This is a genomic window from Streptomyces sp. PU-14G (genome assembly GCF_041028275.1).
In the GTDB taxonomy this organism is placed as follows: Bacteria; Actinomycetota; Actinomycetes; order Streptomycetales; family Streptomycetaceae; genus Streptomyces.
On the sequence record NZ_JASKYT010000242.1, the window covers coordinates 1 to 11,792 of the forward strand.

Genomic DNA, 11,792 nt, shown 5'->3' on the forward strand with positions numbered 1-11,792 from the left:
GGTCGGGAGGGGGCCCCGAATACGGATGTGAATCCACCCCGCTCGACGTGCTAATCTTCTGGATGTCGGCAGGCGCCCGCACCGGGCGAGACGACAACACCCAATGCGCGGGTGGCGGAATAGGCAGACGCGCTGGATTCAGGTTCCAGTGTCCGAAAGGACGTGGGGGTTCAACTCCCCCCTCGCGCACACAGAGACGAAGGCCTCATCGGAATCCGATGGGGCCTTCGTCGTACGGTGCAGCCGGTGTCGGGTCGGTCACACGCACCGGACCGGTCGGCGCATACGAAGCCGGTCGGCGCACGCGAGCGGAGCGTGCGGTCCGCATGTGCGGTTGCACGCTCCGTAGTGACGGGCGCTCGTCCGTCAGTTGACCGCTCTGGCGGGGAGGGGGCTGCCGCCCCGAGGGACCTGGCGCCCGGTGGCATGGCGCGCGCACTGGTGGCATGGCGCGCACACCGGTCGGCCGGCTGCTCGGCTGGCGGAGCTCGGCAGCCGACCGCTCAGTGGGTGAATCCGCGCCGGTCGGCGACTCAGTTGGCGAACCGGGCCGCCAGCGCCTTTCCGCGCAGCTCGGCCGCCTCGTGGGCCTGGGCACGGGACGCCTTCGCCATGTCCACCAGGTCCGCCATGGCCGGGTTGCCCTCGGCCAGCGTGAGCTCCGGGACGATGTACTCCGCGTCCAGGCCGAAGCCCGCCTCCCCCAGCACCTTGTCCAGGTAGGTCAGCACGAACTCGAAGCTCTCGCGCGGGGTGCCCGGACCGTAGCCGCCACCGCGGCTGGCCACGACGGTGGCCGGCTTGCCCGCCGCGGTCCTGGTGGGCGAAGCGGTGGTGCGGCCCATGACGATCACGTGGTCCAGCCACGCCTTCAGCGTGGACGGGATCGTGTAGTTGTACATCGGGGCGCCGATCAGCACCGCGTCCGCGCGCTCGAACTCGCTCGTCAGCTCGTCACGGAGCTTGAAGGCCTCGGCCTGCTCGGGGGTGTGCTCCGCGGGGGCGATGAAGCCCGCCACGGCGGCCGGACCCTCCAGGTGCGGGACCGGGTCGGTGCCCAGATCGCGGTATATCACCTTCCCGTCCGGGTGCTCCGCCTCCCAGGCCTTGCGGAAGGAGGCGGCGACGTCACGGGAGACGGAGGCCTCGTGCGGATACAGGGACGAGTCGATGTGGAGGAGGGTGGCCATGGAGGGCTCCTAGTGCTTTGTAAGCTGAGGAAAGTTTCCGACGTAACTATGTATAGCACAGTCACTTACTTTTCTGCACCACCTTGTGTGGGCGCAGTAGTATGGAGCCATGTCAGAGCCTGGAAAGCTCGATCTTCCGCCCCCGCCCCCGGACCCGACTCCGGACCACTCGGCTGCGACCGCCTGCACCGAGCCCGAGAGCGCCATCACGCGCGTCTTCCAGCTGCTGGGCAAGCGCTGGACAGGACTGATCTTGGCCGCGCTGATGAGCGGCCCCGGCCACTTCGCCGAACTGCGCCGCGCTGTGCCCGGCATCAGTGAGCGCATGCTCTCCGACCGGCTGACCGAGCTCGGGGCGCTCGGCCTCGTCTCCCGCGCCGTCCAAGAGGGTCCGCCGCTGCGGGTCAGCTACAGCCTCACCGACTCCGGCCACGCCCTGCGGCCCGCCATGGTCGAGCTCACCCGCTGGGCCGACTCCCACCTGACGGGAACCGCCAATCGCTGCCCGGAGGCGTTCCGGGAGTGAGGCCGCGTGCGGCGGTCGCAGGCGTGCGGCGGTCGCAGGGGCGGACGCAGGCGTGCGGCGGTCGCAGGGGTGGACGCAGGCGTGCGGCGGTCGCAGGGGCGGACGCAGCGTGCGGCGGTCGCAGGGTGGACGGGCGTCCGCCGGTCGTAGGGTGGACGCGATGAACGCCAACTCCCCCGCGCAGGCGAACGAGGACCCTCCGCCCACGAGCGAGGCCGCCTCGCATGCGAGCGAGGCCGCCTCGCATGCGAACGCGGAATCCGCGCGTGCGAGTGCGGATTCCGCGCGTGCGGACCCCGCGCAGGCGAGCAGTGATACTTCACGGGCGAGTGAGGGGCCCGCGAGGGCGAGTGACGCGAGGGAGGAGCGCTCGGGTGTGAGTGAGGGGCCCGCGCGGGAAGAACCCGGCACCGAACGGCTCGAGAAGGCGGTTCGTGCCGCGGAGGACGCGCTGATCGAGTACGAGATCGCGGTCGAAACCTTCCGGGTGGAGGTCGAGAACTTCTCCCGGCTGCACCACCAGCGGCTGGGCCCCGTCTACGCCCGCCTCGACGAACTGGACGCGCAGATCGCCGAGGCGATCGCCGCCCGCACCGGCGACCCGGACGACATCCGCAAGGCCGACGAGAAGCGCGGCGCCGTGCTGCCGATGCCCCAGGTCGAGGAGCTCTTCTTCGGCTGGATCGACTCCAGCGGCATGCTCCCCGAGGCGCAGGCGATGCTCAACGAGCAGCCCGTCAGTCCGCCCGGCCGGGTGCGGCCCAGTGAAGAGGCCCGCAAGGCCTACCGCGACCTCGTCCGCAAGGCGCACCCCGACCTCACGCAGGACGAGGCCGAACGCGAGCGGCGCGAGGCCTTCCTCGTCCGGGTGAACAAGGCGTACGCGGACGGTGACGCGACCGCGCTTGCCGCGCTCGCCGAGGAATGGGAGGCAGGGCCGCTCCCCGAGCCCCTGGTCGAGCTGCTGCGCAGCGAAGAGCTGTACGCCCGTCTGGAGTGGCTGGCCCAGCGCAAGGAAGTCCTCGCGCAGATGGCCGCCGAACTGGAGGAGAGCGCGATCGGCTCCATGCTGAAGCTGGCCCCCGACGACCCCGACACACTGCTGGACGAGATCGCCGAGCAGCTGCTCGGGCAGGTGTCCGAGCGCGAGCGCGAGCTGGCCCGACTGCGGGAAGCGTGAGCGAGCAGCCCGGCCGCGGGAGCAGCGGTCGCGCTCGCACGGCTGCGAGCTGATCCGCTTGCTCGACCCCTGGTTGGCTGCCGAAAGCCCCGAAAGGGGTTACGGAAGACGAAAGTCCCGAAAGGGAATGACGAAGCAGGACGAGAACGCCCGAAAGATCCGGGCCAGGGAGAACAGGGAGACCAGGGATGAACGCCCTTCCCGGACAGGTACCGCAGATCGACGCCGCCTCCGTGCCGTCCGAGGCACTGCTGCTGGACGTCCGCGAGGACGACGAGTGGGCGGCCGGACGCGCCAAGGGCGCGCTGCACATTCCGATGAGCGACTTCGTCGCGCGCCAGGGCGAGCTGACCGAACGACTGGGTGAGAGCGAGCGCGTGTACGTCGTCTGCCGCGTCGGTGGACGGTCGGCCCAGGTCGCCGCCTACCTCGCCCAGCAGGGCGTGGACGCCGTCAACGTGGACGGTGGCATGCTCGCCTGGGAACGCGCGGGGCGTCCTCTGGAGGGCGACTCCGACCCCGCCTTCGTCGCCTGACGGCCCCGCCTCGGCCCGGCCCCGGACCCTCCTGACTCCGCCCCATAAACGGCCCGGTGGCCCGGTGGACTGACGGCCCGGTGGCCCGGTGGCCCGGTGGCTCGGTGGCCCGGGGGCTGACGGAGCTGTGGGCCCGTAGAGCTGTGGGCCGGGCGTGGTCGCCGCCTGCGCGTCGCAGTACCGTCACGTCGGCGCGCGGCCGTCCCGTCCCGTACGGTCCCCGCCGTCACCGTCGGCGCGCGGCCAGTCCAGAACCGTCGCCGTCGTCGTCACCGCCGGCGCGCGGCCGTCCAGAGGCGGCGGCTCAGGCGGGTTCTTGGGTCGCCAACAGCTCGGCCAGGGCCTCCTCGTGGGCCGCTGCGGGGCCGTAGGACAGCTCCCACTGCTTGGCCCAGGCATGAAAGCGGTGCAGCGGGTAGTCGGTGTCGGCGCCCATCCCGCCGTGCAGATGCTGTGCCGTCTGCACGATGCGACGTACCCCGTCCGACGCCCACATCTTGGCGACCGCCACCTCGGCCGGACCGAGCCGCCACGCCGCCTGCCACAGTGTGGCCTCCATCGCGCGCAGGTCGATGTAGCGGTCGGCGGACTGGACGGCCACCGCCTGGAACGTGGCGACAGGGAACCCGAACTGCTCGCGTCCGCTGACGTACGCGCTGGTCATCTCCAAGACCCTGCTGCCCAGCCCGAGCGCCAGCGCGCAGGTGCCCGTGGTCAGCAGGCGCTGGAGACGGGACGGGGCCGCGGCGTCCTCGATCACGTCCCCGGCCGGTACCCGCACGGCGTCCAGTCGCAACCTGGCGTAGCGCTCGCCGTTGGTGGGCGCCTGCTCCTCCAGGGTGACGCCGCCCGAGGCGGCTCCCGGAGCGAGGAGAGCCAGCAGCGGGCGGCCGTCCGGCGTGTGCGCGGGGACGACGATCAGATCCGCCGTCTGCCCCCAGGGCACGGCGGTCTGCGTCCCCTCCAGCACCCAGCCGCCCCCATCGCTGTTTCCCTCGGAATCGGGCCGCGCCGAGACGGCGAGTTCGGGCCGTTCGTGCCCGCTCGCTCCCTGCCCGGCGACGGTCACGGCCAGCTCGCCGCGCGCGATGCGGGGGAGCAGCCTGGCGCACAGCTCCTCGCTGCCGTGCTCTGCCAGCGTGAGCGCCGCAGCGCCGGTCTCCAACAGGGGGACGCGGGCCAGCACCCGTCCCGCCTCGCGCAGCACCAGGCACAGTGCCACCGCGTCCAGTCCCGAGCCGCCGTGCCGGGCCGGCACGGTGAGACCGAGGAGATCGGCCCGGGAGAGCCGGTCCCACAGGTCGCGGTCGAAGTCGTCAGCGACGGCTCCGGCCGCGAGCGCCGGGCTCGGCAGGGCGTCGACCGCTACGTGCGCGAAGGCTCCCTTCGCGGCCTCGCGCACCGCCTCCTGCTCCTCGCTGAACCCGAAGTCCATGCCGCACCGCCCTCTGGGTCGACGCCCTTACCTGATGGGCCGTCAGGTTACGACGGTGGGTCGCCGTTAGCCAGAGGGCGAGGACAGCCGGCGGACGGTGAGCAGGGCACGGCACCCTCGCGTTGCGGCGCGGTCTGCCCCCGGCGGTCACCCGTCGAAGTCGAGGGCGATCTCAGGTGTGGTCGGGTGGGACTGGCAGGCCAGGACGTAACCCGCCTCTATTTCCTCCTCCTCCAAAACGAAGTTGCGGTCCATGTGGACCTGGCCGCCGACGAGACGGGCCCGGCAGGTGCCGCACACGCCGCCCTTGCAGGCATAGGGCGCGTCGGTGCGGTTGCGCAGGACCGTCTCCAGCAGGGTCTCCCCCTCGCGGGCGGGCCAGCTGCCACCCCGGCCGCCCAGGGTGGCGTTCACGGTGGCGGAACCGGCGATCGCTGTCGCTGTGGACGCGGCCCCCGTGGGCCGGGGCGCGGACCCGGCGACCGAGTCGTCCGCGTGGAAGATCTCCTGGTGGACACGTGTGCGCGGGACTCCCAGCGTGCGCAGTGCCTTGGCCGCGCCGTCGACCAGGCCCAGGGGGCCGCACAGGTACCAGCCGTCCATCTCGCGCACAGCGGGAGGAGACAGGAGCGCGGGCAGCAGCGCGGTCAGCCGGTCGCGGTCGAGACGGCCGGACGGCAGCCCGCTGTGCTGTTTCTCGCGGGAGAGGGCGGTGACCAGGTGGAAGCGGTCGGGATAGCGGTCCTTGAGGTCGGCCACCTCTTCCAGGAACATCGTCGAGTCCGCCGTCCGGTCGCTGCGTATCAGGCAGAACCGGGCCCCGCTCTCGCGTTCCAGCAAGGTGGCGGCGATGGAGAGAACGGGCGTGATGCCGCTGCCGCCGACGACGGCGGCGAACCGTCCAGGTCGTGGCGCGAGGACGAAACGACCCGTCGGTGGCAGCGCCTCGACCGTGCCGCCCTCGGTCAGCTCCTTGAGGGCGTAGGTGGAGAACTCCCCGCCCTCCACGAGTCGGATGCCCACCCGCAGCGTGCCGGGCCGGGAGCGGGCGGGGTCGCACAGCGAGTAGGTGCGCCGGATCTCCTCCCCGTACTCGTTCACACGCCGCAGCGCGATGTGCTGGCCCGCGGTGTAGCCGTAGGTTTCGCGCAGCTCGGGAGGGACGGCGAGAGTGAGGGCTGCCGCGTCGTCGGTGAGACGTTCGATCGACTGGACGCGCAGCGGATGGAAGACCGGCACCCCTCACACCTCCTTGAAGTGGTCGAACGGCTCCCGGCAGCTCTCGCAGCGACGCAGGGCCTTGCATGCCGTGGAGGAGAAACGGCTCAACACGGTCGTCTCGGCGGAGCCGCAGTGCGGGCAGTGGACGGGGCCCGGGCCCGGGTCGGGCGCGCGGCCCCGTTCTTCCGCGGCGCCGGGCCGCGTGCGGTGGGTGGGGGAGAGACCGACCAGGACGGGTCCGCGGGCGCGGGCTCCCTCGCGGGGCGGCGCGATGCCGTGTGCGGTGAGCTTGCGGCGGCCCTCCTCGCTGATGTCGTCGCTCGACCAGGGCGGGGTGAGCACGGTGCGGACCTCGACCCGCTCGGCGCCGGCCTCGCGTAGCGTCCGCTCGATATCGGTGCTCATCGCCTCGATCGCGGGGCACCCGGTGTAGGTCGGAGTGAGCTCGACGAGGACGTGCCCCGCCTCCGGTTCGGTCACCCGCCGCAGCACGCCCAGTTCGGCGAGCGTGACCACTGGCAGCTCGGGATCGGGCACCGCGCCCGCCAGCTCGGCGAAGTCGGGCGAGTGGGAGTGGGAGCCGGCGACCGGACCGCGGGTGAGGTGCCCCGTCACCATGCCGCCCCCGGATGGCTGCGGTGCAGATGCTGCATCTCGGCGAGCATCCGGCCGAACGGCTCGGTGTGCACCCCTTGGCGGCCCGCCCCGGCCGACCAGGCGCCCTGGCGCGGACTGTCGGGCACCGTCAGCCCTGCCTGCCCGAAGACCGCGCGGATGCCGGCCTCCCACTCCTCCTCCAGCTCCCCCCAGCGGACGTCCAGACCCTCGATCGGCTGGAACAGCTCACCGGTGTACCTCCACAGCGCGTCGACGGCGCGCTGGGTGCGAGCGTGGCTCTCCTCCGTGCCGTCGCCCAGGCGCAGCGTCCACTGCTCGGCATGGTCGCGGTGGTAGGCGACCTCCCGCACGGCCTTGGCGGCGAGGGGGAGGGACGGGGCCAACTGGGCGTAGAGCGGCTGCTGGTAGGTGGAGAAGAGGAGCTGGCGGATGAGGGTGTGTGCGAAGTCCCCGTTGGGCTGCTCCACCAGCTGGCAGTTGAGGAAGGCGCGTTCCTCCCGTAGGTAGGCGATCTCGTCCTCGCTGCCGAGCACGCCGGCCAGTTCGGCGTACAGCGCACGGGCCTGGCCCAGAAGGTCCAGGGCGATGTTGGCCAGGGCCACCTCCTCCTCCAGCACAGGGGCGTGGCCCGCCCACGCGCCGAGGCGGTGGGAGAGGATCAGCGCGTCGTCTCCGAGGGGGAGGGCGGCGAGGGCGGCAGGGGACGTGGTGGTGCTCACAGGTTCCGCACTCCTTCCGGGACCTCGTAGAACGTCGGATGGCGGTAGGGCTTGTCGGCCGCGGGGGCGAAGAAGGGGTCCTTCTCGTCGGGTGAGGAAGCGGTGATCTCACCGGAGGGGACCACCCAGAGGGAGACACCCTCGGAGCGGCGGGTGAACAGGTCCCGCGCGTTGCGGAGAGCCATCTGGGCGTCCGGGGCGTGCAGGCTTCCCGCGTGGGTGTGCGAGAGGCCGCGCCTGCTGCGTACGAAGACCTCCCACAGGGGCCAGTCGGCGCTCATGAGCTCTGCTCAACTCCTCGCTGTGCGGGTTCGGCTGCTCGGGGCTGCGGGTCCTGCCCGGCTGTGCGGGCCGCCGGATCGGTGTCGGCCGATGGATCGGTGCCGGCTGCCGGATCGGTGCCGACTGCTGGGGATGCCGGCGCAGGGGCGCTCGCTCGGGCCGCCTGCTTGGCGGCGTGGGCGGCAGCCGCCTCGCGGACCCAGGCGCCGTCCTCGTGCGCCGCGCGGCGCCGCTGCAACCGCTGGTCGTTGCACGGGCCGTTGCCCGCCAGGACCTCGCGGAACTCCTGCCAGTCGATCGGGCCGAAGTCCCAGTGCCCGCGTTGCTCGTTCCAGCGCAGGTCGGGGTCGGGGAGGGTGAGGTCGAGGGCCTCGGCCTGGGGGACGCAGATGTCGACGAAACGCTGCCGCAGCTCGTCGTTGGAGTGCCGCTTGATCTTCCACTCCATGGACTGGGCGCTGTGCGCCGACTCTCCGTCGGGAGGGCCGAACATCATCAGCGAGGGCCACCACCAGCGATCCACCGCGTCCTGCGCCATCGCGTGCTGTGCCTCGGTGCCGCGGGAGAGGGCCAGCAGCAGCTCGTACCCCTGGCGCTGGTGGAAGGACTCCTCCTTGCAGATGCGCACCATGGCGCGGGCGTAGGGACCGTAGGAGCAGCGGCACAGTGGCACCTGGTTGGTGATCGCGGCGCCGTCCACCAGCCAGCCGATCGCGCCGACATCAGCCCAGGTCAGGGTGGGGTAGTTGAAGATGGAGGAGTACTTCTGGCGGCCGGCGTGCAGCTTGTCGAGCAGCTGCTCGCGGTCCGTGCCCAGCGTCTCGGCCGCGCCGTAGAGATAGAGGCCGTGGCCCGCCTCGTCCTGCACCTTGGCCATCAGGATCGCCTTGCGGCGCAGGGAGGGCGCACGCGTGATCCAGTTGGCCTCGGGCTGCATGCCGATGATCTCGGAGTGGGCGTGTTGGGCGATCTGCCGGACGAGGGTGGCCCGGTAGGCGTCCGGCATCCAGTCGCGTGGCTCGATGCGTTCTTCGGCGGCGACGGCCGCGTCGAAGGCGGCCTGGAGCGCGGCCTCCTCCTCGGGCGAGGCGCCGTTCGGCCCGGGCCCCGCAGGGCCCTTCCCCTCCCCCGCCCGCCGGCTGAGCGGCGGCGTTGTCACCGATGACATGCGAGCCCCCTGATATCTCGGCGCCAGTGATTCCCGGCACGATCCCGGACCGGTCGACCGCAGGCGACCGACCGACCGATCGTTCGGTTCAAGAATGAGCGCGGCTCACCAAGCTGTCAAGAGCAGCCTGGGTCGCCTGTGGACAGCGAATGGCACGGACCCTCGGGCGGGGCTCCCGCGCACCAGTAGTCTCTGAGAGTCTTCGAGGCGGACCGGTCCAGGCATGGGCATGGCATGCATGGCATGAAGGAATGGGGAGCAGGGAGGGCATGGAGCCAGCAGCGCACCAGGTGCCCGGGGCGGACAGCGTGGGGGAAGCGGGGGAAAAGGACGGCATGCGGGGCATCGCCGCGCTCTCGTTGCCCGCGCGGATCTTCGTCGCGATAGCCGTGGCCGTCGTCACTGTCGGAGTCGCGTTCCACGTGGCGGTGGTCTTTTTGCAGACGGCACCGGACAACACGGTCAGCAAACGGCACGCGGAGGTCGTGGACTCCTACGTCTACCCGGAGTTCGAACGCAACTGGAAACTCTTCGCGCCCAACCCCCTTCAGCAGAACATCGCCGTGCACGCGCGGGCGCGCATCGCCGCGCCCGGCGGCGGCACCGAGACCACGGGCTGGGTCAACCTCAGCGCCATGGACGGCGCGGCCATCCACGGCAACCCCGCCCCCAGCCACACCGAGCAGAACGAGTTGCGCCGCGCCTGGGAGTTCTACGCCGACAACCACGACGAGAAGGGCAAGCCCTACGGGCTGCGCGGCCGTCTCTCCGAGCAGTACATCAAGCGGATCGTGATGCTGCGCTTCGGTACGGAGCTGAACGGCGGCAGCGTCGAGCGGATCCAGGTGCGCGCCGTCGTCACCCCGGTCGCGCCGCCCGAGTGGAGCGACGAGAAGTCCGACAGCAATACCGAGTACTCGGTGCAGCCCTGGTGGCAGGTCACCAGCGCCGACCTGCCGGGAGGTGCCAAGTGACGGAGGGTGTCAGGGGAGAGGGACGGTACGTGGCCTCCGGCGAGGACGCGCGGGCCGCCCATGGCGCAGGCCTGGGCCCGGGCTCAGGGCCGGGCGCTGGCTCGGGGACGGGCCCTGGCTCGGGGAGAGGAGCACGGATCCAGGGGCCCAGGGCACGGTTCGAACGCTGCGTCTCGCGCGGGCTGAGCAAGGTCACCGGGTACGCGTTGGGCCCGTACCAGACGGCGATCGTGCGCATCGGGTTCGGCGCGGCATGGCTGTTCTTCCTGTTGCGGGAGTGGCCGCACCGGCACGAGCTCTACGGTCCCGACGGCCCCTGGAGCTTCGGGCTCGGCAAGCAGCTGATCGAGACCAACCACGCCTTCACCGTGCTGATGTGGGCGAGCAGCGACAGTTGGTTCGAACTCGTCTACCTCGTCGCCATGGCGGCTGCGGCAGCGATGGTGCTGGGTTGGCACACGCGCGCCGCGACCGTGCTGTTCATGGTGGGCGTTCTCTCGCTGCAGAACCGCAGCGTCTTCATGGGCGACGGCGGGGACAACGTCATCCACCTGATGGCGCTGTATCTGATCCTGACGCGCTGTTCGCAGGTGTGGTCCCTGGACGCACGGCGGGCCCGCCGTGCCCGAGCCGGTGCCCGTACGGACGCCGAGCCGGGAGACGACGCGCCCGTTGGTGCGTCGGATGGTGCGCCCGTTGGTGCATCGGTTGGCGCGCCCGTTAGTGCATCGGTTGGTGCGTCCGCTGGTGTGTCCGGGGGAGGGGGCGGCGCTGCGGCGAGTGGCGGAGCGGGTGTCGCTTCCCGAGGTGGCGACCCGGTGGCGGGGACCGGCGGCGTCGTGCTGTGGGCGGTGCTCGGCGCCATCCTGGTGGGCGGCACCATCGCCGGCGCCATGAGCACCGGCTGGACGCTCTTCTTCTGGGCACTGTGGGTGGCCAACGCGGCATGGTGGTGCCTGAACAAGGCGGTCGCCGTCAGGGGCGGCAGCGGACTGCGCGAGCTGCGCACCGTCTGCGACATCCTCGCCAATCTGGCACACAACGGCGTGCTGCTCATCATCATGGTCGAGGTCTGCCTGATCTACTCGACAGCCGGCTGGTACAAGATCCAGGGCAGCCGGTGGCAGGACGGCACGGCCGTCTACTACCCGATGAACCTCGACTACTTCACGCCGTGGCCCGAGCTGAGCCACCTGCTGGCCGGAAACGGCCTCATGGTCTTTCTGGTCACCTACGGGACGGTCATCACCCAGGTCGCGTTCCCCTTCACCCTGTTCAACAGGAGGGTGAAAAACGTGCTCCTGGCCATGATGATCATGGAACACGTCGGCATCGCCGTCCTGCTGGGACTGCCGTTCTTCTCGATGGCGATGATCGCGGCGGACGCGGTCTTCCTGCCGACCGTCTTCCTCGTCTGGCTCGGCCGACACGCCACCGCCCTCACAACCCGCGTACGGGGGTGGCTGCCCAGCGGGCCCGGCTCCCGGGAACCGGTGACACCCCCTCCAGCGCATACGGCTGTCTCCCAGGACCCGGCGGTCCCGGCCTCGGCGCCCGTAGGGTGGCCGGGTGAGCGGAACGGCTGAGACGGAGTGGGCGCGGCATGCCGCCGACGGGGTGCTGCTGGACGGATTCCACGCGCTGAAGCACGCGCTGCGCTTCGGCGCGCGGGTGCCGGTCGCGCTGGCCACCGACCGCCGCGCCGCGCTCTCGCTGGCCGGGCAACTCGCCCCCGACCTGACCGGCACCCTGGACGCACTGCTGCGTGAAGTGTCCGCTGAGACGCTGCGCAGCCTCGTGCCCCGCCCGCACCCCACAGGCGTGGCGGCGCTCGCCCTGCGGGAGAGCGCCCCCGCTGTCCATGCGTCCAGCGCACCCACTGCCGCTGCGTTCGGCGAGCGCGGCGAGGACGGCGGCGGGGAGAGGAGCGGCAGGGGCGGGGA

The 11,792-nt window shown here is 71.6% G+C and carries 12 protein-coding genes, 1 tRNA gene and 1 pseudogene; 7 read left to right on the plus strand and 7 right to left on the minus strand.

The annotated features are described in order from the left end of the window. Positions 1 to 105: 105 nt before the first annotated feature. Positions 106 to 189, plus strand: a tRNA-Leu gene (locus AB8Z75_RS24055). 344 nt (positions 190 to 533) lie between these two features. On the opposite strand, the gene AB8Z75_RS24060 is transcribed toward AB8Z75_RS24055, so the two are convergent. Next, on the minus strand, positions 534 to 1,190 hold the full coding sequence (locus AB8Z75_RS24060) for an FMN-dependent NADH-azoreductase (RefSeq protein WP_369205336.1): 657 nt from the start codon (positions 1,188 to 1,190) through the stop codon (positions 534 to 536). 109 nt (positions 1,191 to 1,299) lie between these two features. Between AB8Z75_RS24060 and AB8Z75_RS24065 the strand changes: the two genes are divergently transcribed. The 3 genes from AB8Z75_RS24065 (at position 1,300) to AB8Z75_RS24075 (ending at position 3,432) form a co-directional block, all read left to right on the plus strand. After that, a complete protein-coding gene (locus AB8Z75_RS24065) occupies positions 1,300 to 1,716 on the plus strand; it encodes a winged helix-turn-helix transcriptional regulator (protein ID WP_369205338.1) in 417 nt (138 codons plus the stop codon). A 376-nt stretch (positions 1,717 to 2,092) separates the two neighbouring features. Beyond that, positions 2,093 to 2,896, plus strand: coding sequence for a J domain-containing protein (locus tag AB8Z75_RS24070; protein WP_369205340.1), 804 nt, complete (start codon positions 2,093 to 2,095; stop codon positions 2,894 to 2,896). A 188-nt stretch (positions 2,897 to 3,084) separates the two neighbouring features. Then, entirely contained in the window at positions 3,085 to 3,432 is a 348-nt protein-coding gene (locus tag AB8Z75_RS24075) for a rhodanese-like domain-containing protein (protein ID WP_369205342.1), read from the plus strand. Positions 3,433 to 3,736: 304 nt separating this feature from the next. Here AB8Z75_RS24075 and AB8Z75_RS24080 read toward each other — a convergent pair whose 3' ends face one another. The 6 genes from AB8Z75_RS24080 to paaA form a co-directional block, all read right to left on the minus strand. Beyond that, complete coding sequence (locus tag AB8Z75_RS24080; RefSeq protein ID WP_369205344.1) at positions 3,737 to 4,867, minus strand: acyl-CoA dehydrogenase family protein; 1,131 nt, start codon at positions 4,865 to 4,867, stop codon at positions 3,737 to 3,739. Between the two features lie 147 nt (positions 4,868 to 5,014). Further along, a complete protein-coding gene (locus AB8Z75_RS24085; protein ID WP_369205346.1) occupies positions 5,015 to 6,106 on the minus strand; it encodes a 2Fe-2S iron-sulfur cluster-binding protein in 1,092 nt (363 codons plus the stop codon). Positions 6,107 to 6,109: 3 nt separating this feature from the next. Beyond that, complete coding sequence (gene paaD / locus AB8Z75_RS24090; RefSeq protein WP_369205348.1) at positions 6,110 to 6,706, minus strand: 1,2-phenylacetyl-CoA epoxidase subunit PaaD; 597 nt, start codon at positions 6,704 to 6,706, stop codon at positions 6,110 to 6,112. After that, the gene (gene paaC, locus AB8Z75_RS24095) at positions 6,700 to 7,425 is read right to left on the minus strand and encodes a 1,2-phenylacetyl-CoA epoxidase subunit PaaC (protein WP_369205350.1); all 726 of its coding nucleotides are present in this window, start codon (positions 7,423 to 7,425) and stop codon (positions 6,700 to 6,702) included. The genes paaD and paaC overlap by 7 nt, the downstream gene beginning before the upstream one ends. Continuing rightward, complete coding sequence (gene paaB, locus AB8Z75_RS24100) at positions 7,422 to 7,706, minus strand: 1,2-phenylacetyl-CoA epoxidase subunit PaaB (protein WP_114025535.1); 285 nt, start codon at positions 7,704 to 7,706, stop codon at positions 7,422 to 7,424. Before paaB ends, paaC begins: the two co-directional genes overlap by 4 nt. Next, on the minus strand, positions 7,703 to 8,875 hold the full coding sequence (gene paaA, locus AB8Z75_RS24105) for a 1,2-phenylacetyl-CoA epoxidase subunit PaaA (RefSeq protein WP_369205352.1): 1,173 nt from the start codon (positions 8,873 to 8,875) through the stop codon (positions 7,703 to 7,705). The genes paaB and paaA overlap by 4 nt, the downstream gene beginning before the upstream one ends. Before the next feature lie 269 nt (positions 8,876 to 9,144). Here paaA and AB8Z75_RS24110 point away from each other — a divergent pair, with 269 nt between their 5' ends. From AB8Z75_RS24110 to AB8Z75_RS24120, 3 genes and pseudogenes are all read left to right on the plus strand, one after another. Further along, on the plus strand, positions 9,145 to 9,849 hold the full coding sequence (locus tag AB8Z75_RS24110) for a DUF5819 family protein (RefSeq protein WP_369205354.1): 705 nt from the start codon (positions 9,145 to 9,147) through the stop codon (positions 9,847 to 9,849). A gap of 137 nt (positions 9,850 to 9,986) precedes the next feature. Next, positions 9,987 to 11,435 carry an HTTM domain-containing protein gene (locus tag AB8Z75_RS24115; protein WP_369205356.1) on the plus strand — a complete coding sequence of 483 codons (1,449 nt, stop codon included), beginning with the start codon at positions 9,987 to 9,989 and terminating at the stop codon, positions 11,433 to 11,435. Continuing rightward, positions 11,419 to 11,792: pseudogene (locus AB8Z75_RS24120) on the plus strand (hypothetical protein); the annotation flags it as partial. The gene AB8Z75_RS24115 and the pseudogene AB8Z75_RS24120, both read left to right, overlap by 17 nt.